Here is a 16,632-nt window from a genome sequence, read left to right as displayed (position 1 = left end):
CCGTGTGACACAGCCCCGTCGCCTTGACCTCGACCAGAACCTCGCCCGCCTTCGGACCCTCAAGGTTCACATCCATGATCTCAAGCGGACGGCCCGCCTCAACTGCAACAGCAGCACGTGTTCGCATTGTTTGGTCCTCTTTGCTTGTTCGGCGCGACCATGCGTCAAACCGGCGGTGGTTTCAACACGGAGGCCGACAGGATGGCAGGCTTTGGCGATGCGGGCAGGCTCGACTCTGCCAAGCCTCTATTCTAAAAAAGAACAAACAAAGAACACGTGTCATGCCGATTCACCGTATCCTGTCCGTCTGGTTTCCCCGGTTCGGGGCCGAGCGTCTGTTGCGGCGAGCGATCGAGACGGGCGGCCCCCCGTTCGCCGTGGCCGATACACAAACACCGCAACAAGAGCTGACGTCGCTCTCGGTCGAGGCCGAGGCAGCGGGGCTGCTGGTGGGGCAGCCTTTGCGCGAGGCGCGCGCGCTTTGTCCGGATCTGGTGACGCGACCCCGAAACCGGGCGGCAGAGGCCGCATTCCTGCGGGCCCTTGGCCGGTGGGCCGAGCGATTTTCACCGCTTGTCGGAGCCGATGGCGAGGCCGGGCTGATGCTCGACATCACCGGTTGCGCGCATCTTTTTGGCGGTGAGACCGGGATGATCGAGACGGTCCGGCAAGAGGCGGCGGATCTTGGGATGAGCGTATGCTGCGGGCTGGCCGATACAGTGGGGGCGGCCTGGGCCCTCGCGCGATTTGCGGGGCAGGGGAGAGGGCAGGGACGTTCGGGCGATGTGATCGATCAGGAGGCCCGCGCCACCCGATCACGCGCCACACGGCGACGGCATTGGGAGCGCGGTGGACCCGGCCAGGGGGAGGCGCGCCGCATGGAAATTGCCCCGCCCGGGCAGGTTTATGGCGCGCTAGCTCCCCTGCCGGTGGCGGCTCTGCGCTTGCCGTCGGCGATGGTCATTGATCTGGGGCGTTTAGGATTGCGTCGGATTGCCGAGTTGACGGGCCAGCCGCGTGCGGTGCTTGGGCGACGGTTCGGTCCCGAGTTGATGCTGCGTCTGGATCAGGCGCTTGGCCTTGTGCCTGAGCCGATTTCGCCTGCCGCCCCCACGCCATGCTTTGCGACCCGGCTCAGCCTGCCAGAACCGATTGGCCTGCGTGATGATATCTCGGCCGGGCTGGCGCGTCTGACAGACCGCCTGTGCCAGATGTTGCGGGAAAAGGGGCAGGGCGCGCGCCACTTGCGTTTCGAAGTGTTTCGCGCCGATGGCAGCCTTCAGGCGGTGGATATGCGGTTGGCACGCCCCATCGACCGGCCCGCCGCCATGTTGCCGCTGATGGATATGCGGCTGGACGAGGTCGAGGCGGGCTTTGGCATCGACATGTTGCGGCTCGAGGCGGTTGTGACCGCGCGGATGGAGACCCGGCAAGGTACGAACGGTCTGGCCGCGCGAGACAGCGGGTCGGCTGAGCGGGAAGGCGCGTTGGCCGATTTGATTACCCGGTTGGGTGCGCGCATAGGGATGGAGGCCATCACCCGCCGGCACCCGGCCGAGAGCATGATCCCCGAAAAATCCGCGCTGACCCTCGCTGCTGCCTGGTCTGATCCGGCCTCTGGGCCCTGGCCTCTGCCGACATCGTCGCGTGCTCTGCTTCTGTGTCAGCCCGAGCCGGTCAATCGACCTGATGAGGGCGGACCCGGTCATGCCTTTCGCTGGCGCGGGCAAACACATGACGTGGCCCACGCCACCGGCCCGGAGCGTATCGCGCCGGAGTGGTGGCTGGATGATCCCGGCTGGCGGAGCGGCCTGCGGGATTATTGGCAGGTCTTGACCATGCGGGGCGAGCGGCTCTGGCTCTTTCGCGCCTATGGGGCACAGATTTCGGGGGGCTGGTTCTGTCAGGGACGGTTTGGCTGATCACCCCGTCCAAATCATGTACACTGCCGCCTGTTTCGCAGGAAACAGCTTGATTAACGACCGGTTTGGCGCAACTCTGAACGTATGAGTGTCCAAAGTCCCGGCCCCACAGCGGGCGCGCATTTCTCTCAGCCACAGGTGGCGTTTCAACGCAACGAGTTGGGTGTGATCCTGTCGCTCTACGGACGCATGGTCGCGGCGGGGGAATGGCGCGATTACGGTATTTCCTGCCTGCGTGAGGTCGCGGTGTTCTCGGTTTTTCGGCGCACGGCGGAAAACCCGCTCTACCGGATCGAAAAAAGACCGAAAATGCAGGGAAAGCAGGGGCAATATGCGGTGATCGGCATGGATGGCCGGATCTTGAAACGCGGCCATGATCTGAAGACCGTGCTGCGGGTGTTGGAGCGCAAGCTCATCCGCGCGGTGGAGTAACCAAGTCACCAGCCCGGCGCTATCTCAGGCAAGCCCCGAGCCCGGTCATATCCGTGCGCCCCATCTGCGCCAGTGTCAGGCTGATTTCTTCGCTCAGCACCTCCCATAGCCGGTGCAAGCCGCGCTCGCCCCCTGCCGCCATCGCATAGAGGAGTGGTCGGCCGAGAAAGGCGAAATTCGCCCCCATCGCATGGGCCTTGACGATATCCTCGCCCGAGCGCAGCCCGGAATCGAAAAAGAGCGGAAAATCGGGGCCGAGGGCGGCGCGTATCTCGGCAAGCATCAGGATTGGCGGCGGCGCGGCATCGAGTTGCCGTCCGCCATGGCTGGAGACCTGAATCGCATCGACACCCTCGTCGCGCAGGTGCAATGCATCGTCTACATCGAGTACGCCTTTGATCACCAGCTTGCCGGGCCACGCGTCGCGCAGACGTTTCAGATAGGTCCAATCCGCTGCCGCGCGGCTGGCTGTGCGGTCAAACCCGCCCTCACGAAAATTTGCCATCTCCGGCCGTCCGTGTAGGAGCGTTTTCAGCGACCAGCGCGGGTGGAGGGCGAAATCGACAAACTGACGCGGCCCGATGCGGAATGGCATCTTGAAACCGTGTCGCAACTCGCGGGGGCGGCGCCCGACCTCTGGCACATCGAGCGTCACGACGAGCGTTTGATAGCCCGCCGCGCGGGCGCGCTCTACCAGCGCCATCGTGCCGCTGCCATCGCCGCTGAAATAGAGCTGAAACCAGGCGTTTCCCTCTGCCGCCTCGATCATCTGTTCCAGCGGAGAGGAGGCCACCGTCGATACGCCCAAAGGCACACGTTCGCGCGCCGCCAGACGCGCCAGCATGAGGTCCGCCCCCGGCGTGCTGAGGTTGCACATGCCCATCGGCGTTATGCCAAATGGTACCCTCGCGGCGTGCCCAAAGACCTCTGAGCTCAGGTCGCGCTGCGTCACATTGCGCAGAACTCGCGGTTTTAGCCTCAGATCGCGTAAGGCCGCACGGTTGAGCGCCTCGCCATGGCCCTCGCCTGCCGCGCCGTCGATATAGTCGAACACCATCCACGGCAGCCGTCGCCGCGCCAGCCGTCGTGCATCCTCGGCACAATGGATTGCCGCCGCGCCGCGCATCATCCCTGCCTAACGCAGCACATGCACGGCGCAGGGGGCGTGCCGAACGATGCGCGCCGCCGTCGATCCCAACAGAAAGTCCGTCAGGCCCGGTTTGTGCGAGCCGACGATGATACAATCCGCGCCAATCTTGGCGGCGTGATCGGTGATCGCGCGGCCTGAATGGCCTTGCAGCATCACCGGGGTGATATCCGGCTCTCCGGCGACCCGCTCGGCCAGAAGAGCCTGAGCACGTTTATACGCGCTCTCGACCACCTCTTCGTCAAGATAGGCGCGCACCGATCCTTGAACCGGCTCGTAGGCGTGTAGTGCAATGATCTCGCCTCGGTCGGCCCGCAAGGCGCGGGCGATTTGCAGGGCCGTCTGGCTGATCCCGTGATCGAGGGCCAACGCCACGATGATTTTGCGATACATGTCAAACGCTCCGTTTCAGGGGGACAGGATGATCTTGGGGCTGCTCACGCGGCCGGCTCGGATGTCCTCGAAGGCCCTTGCGCCTTGGTCCAAGGGCCGGTCCTCCACCCAGTCGAGCGTGCCCATCCGTCCATCGAACATGGCTTGCGCGCACGCGCGGAAATCCTTGGCGGTGTAGGTGTAGGTGCCGATAAATGTGATTTCCTGCAGCGTCATTCGACGGATATCGAGCCCCCCCGAGGCTTGCCCCAGCCCGATATGGACAATCACACCGCCGGGGCGAGCGTGGGCCGAAGCCTGCGCGCGTGTTGCCTCGAACCCGACGCCATCGACGACAATATCGAACTGTTCGGACGCGTCGAGTGCCTCGGGCGGTAGAACCGTCTGATCGCAATGCAGGCCGAGATAGGCACGGCGCGCAGCGTGTGGCTCGATGATCGTGATGTCGTCGATCCCCTGCGCCGTCAGGCTGAGGGCCGCGCCGAGGCCAATGGCGCCGCCGCCCAGCACCAACGCCTGGTTCGGGCCAGTTCCCAACACAGCGCGTCCGAGCCGCACGGCGTGCCAGCCGCAGGCAATCGGCTCGGCCAGTGCGGCCTGATGCGTGCTGATATGATCGGGAATGTGCACGAGATTGCGTTCGGGCATCGACAGAAGTCCGGCAAAGGCCCCTTCGCGTGGCGCCATGGAGATGATCTGCCGCGTTGCGCAGAGATTGTCTCGGTCCGAGATACACGCGGGACACGCCCCGCAGGTCACCAATGGATTGACCGTCACGCGCTGCCCCTCCAGCGCGCCGCTCAGCACCACGCCGGCCGCTTCATGGCCAAGCACCAGCGGTGCGGGCCGGCGCTCGTCATGGCCGAGATAGGCATGCATGTCAGAGCCGCAGATGCCGACGCTCTCGACACGGATCAGCGCCTCGCCATCACCGGGCTCCGGGTCTGCCACCTCGCGGTAATCGAGTGTCTCGGGACCAGTATAAACAAGCGCCTTCATTTTGCGGTAAACCCTCCGTCGAGCATCATGATCTGGCCGGTCACGTAGTTGGACGCGGGAGAACAGAAAAAGAGCAGTGGTCCGTCCATGTCCTCGGGTTCGCCATTGCGGCCGACACAAGTCTGTGCGGCATTGCGCGCGGCGCGCTCGGGGTCGTCAAAAACCGGCGCTGTCAATTCGGTTCGGACAAAGCCCGGAGCGAGCGCGTTGACGTTGATGCCGTGGATTGACCACGCTTCGGCCATCGCACGGGTCATCTGGGCCACCCCCCCTTTGCTGGCCCCGTAGGCAAGGCCGCCCGGGAAGGCGCGGAAGGATTGCAGCGACGCGAAGTTCACAATCCGGCCCCAGCCTTTTTCGCGCATTGCTGGCACAAGGTGTTGGCTCAGGAAGAACGGGGCCGATAGATTGAGCGCGAGCGTCATGTCCCAACCTTCGGGGGTCACGTCATCGGCCGCCTGCCGGGTGTTGATGCCAGCGGCATGCACCACGATGTCCGGCGCGCCAAAATGCTCTGCCGCGCGGGCGGCCAGATCTGCAAGACCGTCGCGATCAGAGAGGTCATGGGTGATCGTGGCACCCTGCGTGCCGACCTCCTTCTGCCAGTCCGCCAGGGCATCCGCGCGCCGCGCGACACCCACGACCCGTGCGCCGGATTGTGCGAGCAGAGTGGCGGCCCTGCGGCCCAGTCCGGAACTTGCGCCCGTGACCAGCGCTACGCGCCCGGCGATGTCGAACAAGCCCGCCTCAGCCATTGGCTGTCAAATCGAAGGTTTCATCGGGGAAATACTTGTGCAGCCGGATATCGGCGGTGCGTGCATGCCCCTCCATGCCCTCAAGCCGCGAGATCCGGGCTGTCGCCTCGGCCACGGGCTTGGCGCCTTCGCGCGTGGCGCGCTGCCATGTGACGATCTTCATGTATTTGTGTACCGATAGCCCGCCGGTATAGCTCGCCGCGCCAGAGGTGGGCAGGACGTGGTTGGTGCCACTCGCCTTGTCCCCAAAGGCCACGGTCGTCTCTTCCCCGAGAAAGAGCGAGCCGTAGCACGCGAGACGCCCCAGCCACCAATCAAGGTCTTCGGCCTGCACGGTCAGATGCTCTGGTGCATAGGTGTCCGAGGTGGCGGCCATCTCTTCGCGGTTGCCGCAGACGATCACCTCGGCGTAATCGCGCCACGCGGCGGTAGCATTGTCACGGTTCACGTCGGGCAGATCGTCAATCAGCCCCGGCACAAGTTCCATGACCTTTTCCGCGAGCGGGCGATGATCGGTCACCAGCCAGACCGGCGAATTGTAGCCATGCTCGGCCTGCCCGACCAGATCGGTCGCCACGACCATTGGGTCGGCGGTGCTATCCGCCAGAACCAGGCTATCGGTGGGCCCGGCGATCATGTCGATACCGACCCGTCCAAACAGCATACGCTTGGCTTCGGCCACGAACTGGTTGCCGGGCCCCACAAGGATGTTGGCCTTTGGCAAGCCGAAGAGGCCGAATGTCATTGCGGCGACACCCTGCACGCCGCCCATCGCAAGGATTGTGTCCGCGCCGCACAGATCAGCGGCGTAGATGATCGCGGGGTTGATGCCGATGCCCGGTCGCGGCGGTGAACACGCCACGATATGCCCACACCCTGCCACCTTGGCGGTCGTCACGGTCATGATCGCACTCGCGATATGGCTGTAGCGCCCGCCCGGTACGTAGCAGCCCGCGCCGTGGACGGGGATGCTCTTTTGACCGGCGATCAGGCCGGGCACTACCTCGATCTCGATGTTGCGGCACGTTTCTTTCTGGGCCTCGGCAAACCGGCGCACGTTGTCATGCGCAAAGCGGATGTCCTGCTTGAGTTTTTCCGGGACACGCGCCGCTGCCGCCTCGATCTCGGCGCGGGTGAGGACGACGTTGCCATCATATTTGTCGAACTTCGCGGCATATTCCAAAGCCGCCCTGTCGCCGCCCGCCTCGATGTCATCAAGAATGGCGCGCACTGTGGCCTTGACGTCCGATGCGTTGGATTTCGAGGTCAGGGCAGCTTTCTTCAGGTATTCACGGGTCATGTCGCAGGTGTCCTATTTGTAGATGTCGGGCAGCAGCGTCGTGGAGATCGCCGGGATATAGGCGATCATCAGCGTGACGAGCAGCATGAAGAAGACGAAGGGAATGGCGCGGGCCGCGATCCTGAGGATCGACTCGCCGGTTATCCCCGAGACGACGAAGAGGTTGAGGCCGAGCGGCGGTGTGATGAAGCCGACGCCTAGCGCGGTGATCATCATGATGCAGAACTGAATCTCGTTCATGCCAATATTGTCCGCGAGCGGTTTGAGGATCGGGGCGAGAATCACGATGTTTGGCGTTGTCTCCATGACACAGCCCGCCGCGACCAGAATGAGGATCATGAGCAGGATGAGTACCGCAGGCTCGTCGCTTATCCCGGTGACGGCACCGACAAAACCCTGTGGCACCCCCATGATTGCCAGCGCCTGCGCAAGCGGCAACGAAAAGGCGATGATTGGCAATATGACCCCGTTGACCTTGGCCGAACTGATGAGCATCGCGGGAAAATCGGCAAGCCGGAGCGTGCCAAGGACAAAGCCCAGGATCACCGTGACCACGACCGCTGTGGCGCCTGCTTCGGTGGGCGTCAGGCGACCTGAAAAAATGCCGTAGAAAATGATGCCGGGGACGATGAACGCGTACCAGCCCGATGCGAGTGCTTGCCCCAGATTCGAGACATACTCTCGCAAGCTGACATTGCCGCCGCCTTCGTAGCCATAGATGCGATTGACAACGAGGTTCGTGACGAGGATCGACACAAGGATAAGGACCCCGGGAACAAGCGCCGCCATAAAGAGCGTCGAGGCGGAAATGCCCAGAACCAGACCGATGATGATATAGGCGATGGACGGTGGAATGAGGATGCCGGTACAGGCCCCCGCCGCCACCAGCGCGCAGGCATAGGGGCGCGGATACCCCGATTCCACGAGGCGCGCAATGGTCATCCGGCCCACGGCGGCAGCTCCGGCCGCGTCCGAGCCCGAGATCGCAGAAAACATGCCGCAGACCAGAACAGTGGCCGATCCGAATCCGCCCTTTGCAAATTGCGTCAATGCTTCGGCCACGTTGAGAAACTTGCGGCTGAGCCCGGTGCGCACCAGCACGTCGCCGGTGAGGATGAAAAGCGGCACAGCCGTCAATGCAAAGGCGTCGATCCCGTCAAAAAGGCTCTCGCCCACAAGGCTGAGCGGCAACGCGCCCGACCACAGCAGCATCAGGATCGCGCCGGCCCCGATCGCCGCCCAGACCGGCACGGCCAAGGCCACAAGCAGCACAAAGAGCAGTACGGGCCCATAGAAATCCCAGCCCAGTTCGACTGTCTGCGAAAATGTGTTCCACATGATCTTTGCCCCTCAGTCGAACAGTTGATTGCCTTCGTGAACGGGCGTCCCGTCACGAAGTGCGCGCAGATCGCGCAAGAAGGACTGCACGAGGCGCAAGAGCATCAACCCAAAGCCCACCGGCACCGCCATCAGGAACCACACCATCGACACCCGCAAACCGGCGCTGACCGATCCGAACTTGGCCGAGACAAGAACCGTCTCCCATGACCAGTAGAGTGCTATGATTGCGACGGCCGCCATGACCAGATCGCCCAGAATATAGAGCGCGGCCTTCATGCGGGGGCCGACATAGTGCATGATCACGTCGATGCGGATATGCGCCCTTTCGCGCACGGCTGCCGCCGCGCCGATCCATGCAAGATAGATGAACGCGTAGCGCACGATCTCTTCGCCCCAGACCGAGGAATATGCGAACACTTCGCGGCGTATCACCTCGATGGCCATGGTGATGACCAGCATCATATAAAAGATCAGAAGCGCCCACCGCTCGAGGTTGCGGTCCAAAGTGCCGAGCATGTCATACCTTTCCGGTTCAGGGACGCGTCTGCCTCCCTGTCCGTTCCCGTGTCGCTGGTGGAAGGGCCGGGCGCGCGTACGGCGCCCGGCCAATCGTCATCAGGCGTCGTGGACGTAGTATCTGCCCTGCGTGCCCGCCGCCTCGACCAACTTGTCGAAGGTTTCCATCGAGCCTGCCAATTCGGTCTTGAACGTATCCCATTCCGACCGCTGATACCCGACGGTTTCCTGCCACTCGGCAAGCTGATCCGCGCTCAGCGAGTGGAACTCGACGCCGGACTTGCGCATTTCCGCCATGGCGAATGTGCGCGCCGATGGCACCTTGGCAAGGTTCTGGTGAAAGCTCATCTCGGACGCCCATTCGATCGCCTCTTGCACGTCGCCGGGTAAACCGTTGAACCATTCGAGATTGCAGGCATAGGTCTGACTGTCCGGCACCGCCTGGGTAAAGGTCACGTGGCTCAGGATGTCCTTGAAGCCAAAGGCATAGAGAGCCCCGACTGCCGGGTCGAGCGCGTCGGCCACACCCTGCTTGATCGCCGAGGGCGTTTCGCCCCACGCAACCGGCGTCGGGTTGGCCCCGCCCATCCGGTAGAACTGCTGAAGCATTTGCGAGCCGGGCACACGAAATTTAATCCCTTGCAGGTCGCCCGGTGTCATGATCGGCCCGCCGCCGCCCTGACGGACGGCCATGACACGCGGATCAATGCAGAAGTAGAACATCGGCTTGAAGCCGCGCGCCTCAACCAGTGCATCGACCTCTTTCTTCCAGATGTCAGAGGTGACGAGGTTCACAAAGCGCTGATTGGCCCCGCAGAAATAGGGCATGTTGATCAGGTCGACCGCCGGTGCGAAGGGCGCAAAGTTGGACAGCGAGAATTGCCCGGCGTTGATCGTGCCGCCCTGAACCTTTTGCGCCAGAGCAGACCCGACACCCAACTGACCACCGGGAGCAAGCTTCACGTAGATCTTGCCGTTCGAGGCGTTTTGCAGGTTTTCCTTCACATCGAGCTGCATCATCGGATAACTGCGTGTCGTGCCGATGACGTACTCGGTGGCCAGCGTCATCACGTGATCCGCCGCCGCTTCTCGTTCACGCTCTTCGTTCGCGGTTTGCGCGGCGGCCTTGGACGACCACAATGTGCCCGCGGCTCCTGCCACGATCGCAGCGGTGAAGCCGCCGGTCGCGGCCAGACGCAGAAAATTGCGCCGCTCTTCGGACGCCAGTTCTTGCAATTCCTCGTTCATCTGATCTCCTCCCTGAAGATTTGGATTTATCGTTTTCCGTTCTTGCGCGCCGCTTCGCTCCTCAACGTGGCGACCACAAAAGTGATGACCGCCACCAGAAGCAGCAGCATCTCTCCGACACCATCCAAAAAAGCGGCATTACCAAACGCGCCCATCGCGACATTCAATCCGAAAGCCCCAAACAAAAGCGCGGCCGCCCACAGAAACATGATGCCCTCCTTGTCGCCGGGATTGCCGACGATTCGTGAGAAATGTAAGCGCTTACATAAATTCGCGCAAGCTGTTATATTGCGTGTGTCACCGTCTCGCCCTAAACAGCGCCGCCGCGCATCGGGCCCCCGCCAACGACAGTTCAGGTCATCCAATGAATCGAAAACTCAGCGATACCTATCGAAATCTACCGACGCTGGCCGATGTCGCGCGTTCGGCGGGGGTGTCGACGGCAACAGTCTCGCGTTGTCTCAATTCACCGGCGCAGGTGCAGCAGGCGACACGCGACCGCGTGTTGGAGGCGGTGACGACACTCGGCTACTCTCCGAATTTCGGTGCACGCGCGCTCGCGGCACGACGCACCGGCACAATCGGGGCAATCATTCCGACGATGGAGAATGCGATTTTCGCACGCGCTATTCAGGCGTTTCAGGAGGCGCTCCATGAGAACGGGGTGACATTGCTGGTGGCCTCATCCTCTTACAGTCCCGAAAACGAGGCCGATCAGGTCCGAACGCTGGTGGCGCGCGGGGCCGACGCTCTCATGCTCATCGGTCATGATCGTGATCCCGGGATTTACGAATTTCTCGAGAGACGCGGTGTGCCGGTACTTGTGTCCTGGGCCTATGACCCGACCCAGGCGCGCCCGGCCATCGGGTTTGACAACCGCCGAGCCATGTCTGCCCTTGCCGATGAGGTGCTACGACTCGGGCATGTGCGAATCGGCATGATCTCGGCGCTTGCTGCGGGCAATGACCGCGCACGTGATCGGATTGAGGGCGTGCGCGATGCGATGCGGGCGCATGGACTTGATCCCCAATCCTTGCATCTGATCGAAACGCCTTACAGCATCGGCAATGGAGCTGAGGCGATGGCCGGGATGATGGCCGCCCCCGCGCGGCCCACGGCAGTGATCTGCGGCAATGACGTGCTGGCTGTCGGAGCCCTTCAAACGGCACGGCAAATGGGTATCCATGTGCCTCGCGAGGTCTCGATCACCGGCTTCGACGACATCGAGCTGGCCACTGTTGTCGCGCCGGCGTTGACCACCGTTCATGTGCCGCATCGCGAAATGGGCTGGCAGGCGGCACGTCTGCTCGTGGAGATGCTGGGCGGCGGTGTGACGCCGCCGCCTGTCTGTCTCGAAACCGAGCTTTGTTTGCGCGGCACGCTTGCCGCTCCGTCCAAGTGAAAATGCCCGCCACCGGCTGTCCGGGGCGGGCACTCCTTAGTGGCATGGATAGCCGTGTAGCGATCAGACGAAGAATTGCCCGCCATTGGCCGAGATCGTCGACCCGTTGATGAAGCTCGCATCATTAGACACAAGAAAGCTCACGCAGCGTGCGATCTCCTCCGGCTCGCCAAGCCGGCCAGCGGGAATCATGCCGATAATTGCCTCGCGCACCTTCTCGGGAACGGCCATGACCATCTCGGTCGCGATGTAGCCCGGACAGACCGCGTTGGCGGTGATGCCCTTGGCCGCGCCTTCCTGTGCGAGGGTCTTGATGATACCCAGATCGCCGGCCTTGGTCGCGGCATAGTTGGCCTGCGCAAATTGCCCCTTTTGTCCATTGATCGACGAGATCACAACGATACGACCAAACCCGCGTTCGCGCATTCCGGGCCAGATCGGATGGATGGTGTTGAACACGCCGGTGAGGTTGGTGTCGATCACCTCTTTCCACTGCTGCGGCGTCATCTTGTGGAACGGCGCATCGCGGGTGATGCCGGCATTGGCGACCACGATGTCGATCGGACCCAGATCCGCCTCGACCTTCGCTATCCCGTCCTTGGAGCTGTCATAGTCGGCGACGTTCCATTTGTAGGTCTTGATGCCGGTTTCCTCGGTGAACTTGGCGGCGGCCTCATCATTTCCGGCATAGGTCGCGGCGACGGTATAGCCGTCGGCCTTGAGCGCCTTTGATATGGCGGCGCCGATTCCGCGTGATCCTCCGGTGACGAGTGCAGTTCTTGCCATGGTATCCTCCAATCTGGCTAATGCTTTGGTAACTTGGTTATCTTCTTGGCGCGGCAAGCGCAACAATGTTGCGCGGTAAATCCTGTGCGATGTGTGTGGCGGCATGAAAAAGGGCGCTCGGGGCGCCCTTTGTTGTGATCCACCGCGTCAGGACCGCGCCCTTGCTCAGGGACGCTCGATGCACATGGCGACGCCCATGCCGCCGCCGATGCAGAGCGTGGCAAGGCCCTTTTTGGCCCCGCGCCGCTGCATCTCGAACAGGAGCGTGTTGAGCACCCGGCAGCCCGAAGCGCCAATGGGGTGGCCAATCGCGATTGCCCCGCCGTTGACGTTCACGATCGACGGGTCCCAGCCCATGTCCTTGTTGACCGCACAGGCCTGTGCGGCAAAGGCCTCGTTTGCTTCCACGAGGTCGAGATCGCCGACCGACCAGCCCGCCTTTTCGAGCGCTTTGCGGCTGGCATGGATCGGGCCAACGCCCATGATCGAGGGGTCGAGCCCGGCGGTGGCATAAGAGGCGATGCGCGCCAGCGGCTCGATGCCGCGGCGCTCGGCCTCGTCGGCGCTCATCAGCAGGGTGGCGGCGGCCCCGTCATTGAGGCCGCTGGCATTGGCCGCCGTAACCGACCCGTCCTTGGTAAAGGCCGGGCGCATCTTGGACATCGCGTCGATATTCGCGCCGTGGCGGATATACTCGTCCTTGTCGACGACGATATCGCCCTTGCGGGTCTTGACGGTAAAGGCGATCACCTCGTCATCGAACTTGCCCGCCTTCTGCGCGGCTTCGGCCTTGTTCTGGCTGGCAACGGCGAACTCGTCTTGCTGATCGCGGCTGATCTGCCATTTCTCTGCGACGTTCTCGGCGGTCTGACCCATGTGATAGCCGTTGAACGCGTCCCAAAGACCATCACGGATCATCGTGTCGATGTATTTCATGTCGCCCATCTTGTGACCCGCGCGCAGATGCGCGGCATGGGGAGAGAGCGTCATGTTTTCCTGACCGCCCGCGCAGATGATGCTGGCATCGCCCAGTTGGATGTGCTGCGCGCCCAAGGCCACAGCCCGCAGGCCCGAACCGCAAACCTGGTTGATCCCCCAGGCCGCGGATTCGATCGGCAGCCCGGCATTCACATGCGCTTGGCGCGCCGGATTTTGGCCTTGGGCCGCAGTCAAAACCTGACCCAGGATCGTTTCGCTGACCTCGGATTTGTCGATGCCTGCGCGCGCGACTACAGCCTCCAGAACGGCCGCGCCCAGATCGTGCGCAGGGGTGTTGGCGAACCCGCCGCCAAATGATCCAACAGCGGTGCGTGCTGCGGATGCGATTACTACATTGGTCATCTTTGTCCTCCACCAGGAATTGCCCGGGCCGAGGATGGCATTGCGGAGCGCATATTGGAATGCTTCCCCGATCCTATCCTCTGCCGTTACGTCGCGTCATATCTCAGATGCTGCGATGCGACAACGGACGGAGTGTCACATTCAGGCGCTCGTCTGGTCAAGGCTGACGTCGAGCCAGGGCGGATGCACTGTGGGTGCTCCGAAATAGTAGCCTTGCAGGCAGTCTATCCCAAGCGCAGTGAGATATTCGGCATCCTGTGGTTTCTCAACGCTTTCTGCCACGGTCACCATGTCGAACTGTCGCCCGATGCTCGCGAGGGCGGCGGCCAGGACCTGATTATCGGGATCGGTCGCGATGCCCCGAATGAACTGTCCGTCGATCTTGAGGATGTCAAAATAGAAATCCTTGAGAAGTCTGAAGGATGTAAAGCCTGCCCCAAAGTCATCGAGGGCAAAGCTGACGCCTTTGTGTTGCAGGTCCTTCATGAACCCGGTGACAAGTTCCGGCACGAGCATGGCAGAGCGCTCGGTGATCTCCAGTATTAGCCTTTCCGCCACCGTCGGGTCTTCACCCAGCCCGCGTTTCAGAACGCGCATCCAACGAGGGTAGCCGATGGATCGCGCTGACATGTTGAGCGCCAGCCTGAGATCCGGGCAGTTGGTCAGCGTGTGCAAACCCTTTTCCAGCGCGAGACAATCGATGATTCGTCCTGTCTCCGTCACTTCGATCTCATTGATGAACTCGCTCGCCGGAATGACCCGCCCGGTCGGGTCCATCACACGAATCAACCCCTCGTAAAAGGCTGCCCGATCCTGTTGGCGGGCGGGAACGATCGCCTGGTAGGCGAGCATGACCTGCTTGTGACGGACGGCTCTTTTGACCATGTCGATTGCGGTTCTGTCCCGCGCCGAGACAGCGTAGGAAAGCGGACTATCCAACCCGGCCGGAATATCGGCCCATTTCTTTTTCTGACCCATCTGCGTCTCCGAAACTGGCGTGTTCTCAACCTGTGGCAGATGGATTAAGGAGGGTTTAAGGTGCGCATTCGACTAATCAACGCTCACCCGAGCGAAATCGGAGGCAGGACATATGGAGCGATGCGGTTGGGTTGGCGCGGATGCGCTCTATGAGGCCTATCACGACAATGAGTGGGGCGTGCCCGAATACGACAGTCGCGCGCTGTGGGAAAAGCTCATTCTCGACGGGTTTCAGGCGGGGCTGAGCTGGATCACCATCCTGCGCAAGCGCGAGAATTTTCGCAAGGCGTTTCAGGGGCTTGACCCGGATGTGATCGCAGGCTGGGGGGAGGCCGAGGTCACCCGGCTGCTGGCCAATCCGGGTATCATCCGGCACCGGGGCAAGATCGAGGCGACCATCGGAAACGCCCGCGCGTGGCAGGCGATCGAGGCCGAGCAGGGCTTTGATCGTTACCTCTGGGATCACGTCGGCGGGCGCCCGCTTCAGACCCGTTGGCGGACCCTTGCGGAGGTGCCCGCGCAGACCGATCTTTCCGTAAAAATTTCGAAAGATTTGAAGAAACGCGGCTTCAAGTTCTGCGGCCCCACCATCGTCTATGCCTTCATGCAGGCGGTGGGCATGGTCAACGACCACCTCGTCACCTGCCCCCGCCACGAACCGGTGGCGCGGCTGGGATAAGGGGCTGTACCCGCGTCGGTATTCTGTCGGTATTGCGTCGGTGGGGCGACGCGGCGTTTGTCAGATCGGATTTGCCACCGTTTCAGACAACGCTCCCGTCGCTCTGCAGGGGTGACCAAAATGGGACAGCGCCCGCGTCCCGGTGCAAAGAGGTTTTGGAATCGGTGCCAAACCCCTATATGACGTGACATTCCCTCAGACGCGCGAAAGAGCCATGACACAGACCGCCCCGATCACGCAGGACGTGATGACCATTCCCCGCAAGCTGCCCGACGGGCCGATCAATCTGGTCGGGCTGACCCGGGACCGGCTGCGCGAGGTTCTGATCGCGCATGGTACGCCGGAAAAGCAGGCCAAGATGCGGGTCAATCAGATCTGGCAATGGATTTATCAATGGGGCGTGCGCGACTTTAACGCGATGACCAATCTCGCCAAGGCGTATCGCGCCGATCTGGCTGAAAAATTCGTGATCGAGATCCCCGAGGTGGTGAGCCGACAAGTCAGCGCCGACGGCACGCGCAAATATCTTGTGCGGATCGCAGGCGGGCATGAGGTCGAGGTGGTCTATATCCCCGAGACCGATCGCGGCACGCTGTGCATCTCGTCTCAGGTGGGCTGCACGCTGACCTGTTCGTTCTGCCATACCGGCACGCAAAAGCTGGTGCGCAACCTCACCGCCGGAGAGATCATCGGTCAGGTCATGCTGGCCCGCGACGATCTGGAGGAATGGCCGCGCCCCGGCGAGGGCGCGGGTGAGCGTCCGCGTCTGATCAGCAATATCGTGCTCATGGGCATGGGCGAGCCGCTCTATAATTTCGACAATGTGCGCGACGCGATGAAGATTGCGATGGATGGCGAGGGGATTTCACTGTCGCGCCGCCGGATCACCCTGTCGACAAGCGGCGTGGTGCCGGAGATCGCCAAGACGGCGCAAGAGATCGGCTGTCTGCTCGCAGTCAGCTTTCACGCCACCACCGACGAGGTGCGCGACCGGCTGGTGCCGATCAACAAGAAATGGAATATCGAGACGCTGCTGGGCGCGCTGCGCGAGTATCCGCGCCTGTCCAATTCCGAGCGGATCACGTTTGAATATGTCATGCTCAAGGACGTCAATGACAGCGATGCCGACGCGCGCCGTCTGGTGCAGCTGATCAAGGGCATTCCGGCCAAGATCAACCTTATCCCGTTCAACGAATGGCCCGGCGCGCCGCATCAGCGCAGCGACTGGGAGCGGATCGAGCGGTTTGCCGACATCATCTACAAGGCGGGCTATGCGAGCCCCATCCGCACGCCGCGCGGCGAGGATATCATGGCCGCCTGCGGGCAGTTGAAATCCGCCACCGAGCGCGCCCGCAAGCCGCGCCGTGATATCGAGGCCGAGGCGGGGCTCTGA

At 62.5% G+C, this 16,632-nt stretch carries 17 protein-coding genes and 1 pseudogene; 5 read left to right on the top strand and 13 right to left on the bottom strand.

All coding sequences use genetic code 11. The annotated features are described in order from the left end of the window. A pseudogene (locus Q0X85_RS06755) lies at positions 1 to 127 on the bottom strand (S-(hydroxymethyl)glutathione dehydrogenase); the annotation flags it as partial. A gap of 154 nt (positions 128 to 281) precedes the next feature. Here Q0X85_RS06755 and Q0X85_RS06750 point away from each other — a divergent pair. Further along, complete coding sequence (locus Q0X85_RS06750; RefSeq protein WP_297770704.1) at positions 282 to 1,922, top strand: DNA polymerase Y family protein; 1,641 nt, start codon at positions 282 to 284, stop codon at positions 1,920 to 1,922. Between the two features lie 84 nt (positions 1,923 to 2,006). Then, positions 2,007 to 2,354 (top strand): DUF2794 domain-containing protein, encoded by a 348-nt coding sequence (locus Q0X85_RS06745; RefSeq protein ID WP_297770701.1) that lies wholly within the window; start codon positions 2,007 to 2,009, stop codon positions 2,352 to 2,354. A 19-nt stretch (positions 2,355 to 2,373) separates the two neighbouring features. Here the strand turns inward: Q0X85_RS06745 and Q0X85_RS06740 are convergent, their stop codons facing one another. The 9 genes from Q0X85_RS06740 to Q0X85_RS06700 all read right to left on the bottom strand — a co-directional run bounded on the left by Q0X85_RS06740 (position 2,374) and on the right by Q0X85_RS06700 (position 10,262). After that, positions 2,374 to 3,483: an alpha-hydroxy acid oxidase gene (locus Q0X85_RS06740; RefSeq protein WP_297770698.1), complete on the bottom strand. Its 1,110-nt coding sequence runs from the start codon at positions 3,481 to 3,483 to the stop codon at positions 2,374 to 2,376. Between the two features lie 6 nt (positions 3,484 to 3,489). Next, the gene (locus Q0X85_RS06735) at positions 3,490 to 3,894 is read right to left on the bottom strand and encodes a universal stress protein (RefSeq protein WP_297770695.1); all 405 of its coding nucleotides are present in this window, start codon (positions 3,892 to 3,894) and stop codon (positions 3,490 to 3,492) included. A 15-nt stretch (positions 3,895 to 3,909) separates the two neighbouring features. After that, the gene (locus Q0X85_RS06730; protein WP_297770692.1) at positions 3,910 to 4,893 is read right to left on the bottom strand and encodes an alcohol dehydrogenase catalytic domain-containing protein; all 984 of its coding nucleotides are present in this window, start codon (positions 4,891 to 4,893) and stop codon (positions 3,910 to 3,912) included. Continuing rightward, entirely contained in the window at positions 4,890 to 5,648 is a 759-nt protein-coding gene (locus tag Q0X85_RS06725) for an SDR family oxidoreductase (protein ID WP_297770689.1), read from the bottom strand. Before Q0X85_RS06725 ends, Q0X85_RS06730 begins: the two co-directional genes overlap by 4 nt. Continuing rightward, complete coding sequence (hisD, locus tag Q0X85_RS06720; protein WP_297770686.1) at positions 5,641 to 6,948, bottom strand: histidinol dehydrogenase; 1,308 nt, start codon at positions 6,946 to 6,948, stop codon at positions 5,641 to 5,643. Before hisD ends, Q0X85_RS06725 begins: the two co-directional genes overlap by 8 nt. A 12-nt stretch (positions 6,949 to 6,960) precedes the next feature. Beyond that, positions 6,961 to 8,289, bottom strand: coding sequence for a TRAP transporter large permease (locus tag Q0X85_RS06715; RefSeq protein WP_297770713.1), 1,329 nt, complete (start codon positions 8,287 to 8,289; stop codon positions 6,961 to 6,963). Positions 8,290 to 8,298: 9 nt separating this feature from the next. Continuing rightward, positions 8,299 to 8,805, bottom strand: coding sequence for a TRAP transporter small permease (locus Q0X85_RS06710; RefSeq protein ID WP_297770683.1), 507 nt, complete (start codon positions 8,803 to 8,805; stop codon positions 8,299 to 8,301). A gap of 99 nt (positions 8,806 to 8,904) precedes the next feature. Continuing rightward, the gene (locus Q0X85_RS06705) at positions 8,905 to 10,053 is read right to left on the bottom strand and encodes a TRAP transporter substrate-binding protein (RefSeq protein WP_297770680.1); all 1,149 of its coding nucleotides are present in this window, start codon (positions 10,051 to 10,053) and stop codon (positions 8,905 to 8,907) included. 26 nt (positions 10,054 to 10,079) lie between these two features. Then, positions 10,080 to 10,262, bottom strand: a complete 183-nt coding sequence (locus tag Q0X85_RS06700; protein WP_297770677.1) for a hypothetical protein — start codon at positions 10,260 to 10,262, stop codon at positions 10,080 to 10,082. A 155-nt stretch (positions 10,263 to 10,417) separates the two neighbouring features. On the opposite strand from Q0X85_RS06700, the gene Q0X85_RS06695 reads away from it, so the two are divergent. Then, positions 10,418 to 11,455: a LacI family DNA-binding transcriptional regulator gene (locus tag Q0X85_RS06695; RefSeq protein WP_297770674.1), complete on the top strand. Its 1,038-nt coding sequence runs from the start codon at positions 10,418 to 10,420 to the stop codon at positions 11,453 to 11,455. A 63-nt stretch (positions 11,456 to 11,518) separates the two neighbouring features. Here Q0X85_RS06695 and phbB read toward each other — a convergent pair whose 3' ends face one another. From phbB to Q0X85_RS06680, 3 genes are all read right to left on the bottom strand, one after another. Next, complete coding sequence (phbB, locus tag Q0X85_RS06690; protein WP_297770671.1) at positions 11,519 to 12,241, bottom strand: acetoacetyl-CoA reductase; 723 nt, start codon at positions 12,239 to 12,241, stop codon at positions 11,519 to 11,521. Between the two features lie 165 nt (positions 12,242 to 12,406). After that, complete coding sequence (locus tag Q0X85_RS06685) at positions 12,407 to 13,582, bottom strand: acetyl-CoA C-acetyltransferase (RefSeq protein ID WP_297770669.1); 1,176 nt, start codon at positions 13,580 to 13,582, stop codon at positions 12,407 to 12,409. Between the two features lie 141 nt (positions 13,583 to 13,723). Next, positions 13,724 to 14,560, bottom strand: coding sequence for an EAL domain-containing protein (locus Q0X85_RS06680; RefSeq protein ID WP_297770666.1), 837 nt, complete (start codon positions 14,558 to 14,560; stop codon positions 13,724 to 13,726). A gap of 112 nt (positions 14,561 to 14,672) precedes the next feature. Here Q0X85_RS06680 and Q0X85_RS06675 point away from each other — a divergent pair, with 112 nt between their 5' ends. Both Q0X85_RS06675 and rlmN read left to right on the top strand, forming a co-directional pair. Beyond that, positions 14,673 to 15,239: a DNA-3-methyladenine glycosylase I gene (locus Q0X85_RS06675; RefSeq protein WP_297770664.1), complete on the top strand. Its 567-nt coding sequence runs from the start codon at positions 14,673 to 14,675 to the stop codon at positions 15,237 to 15,239. A gap of 214 nt (positions 15,240 to 15,453) precedes the next feature. Next, a complete protein-coding gene (rlmN, locus tag Q0X85_RS06670; protein WP_297770661.1) occupies positions 15,454 to 16,632 on the top strand; it encodes a 23S rRNA (adenine(2503)-C(2))-methyltransferase RlmN in 1,179 nt (392 codons plus the stop codon).

The sequence above is a fragment of the uncultured Roseovarius sp. genome (genome assembly GCF_947259555.1).
Lineage (GTDB): Bacteria > Pseudomonadota > Alphaproteobacteria > Rhodobacterales > Rhodobacteraceae > Roseovarius.
The sequence above is the reverse complement of the archived record's forward strand: the minus strand, read 5'-3'. Positions and strand labels throughout refer to the sequence as shown.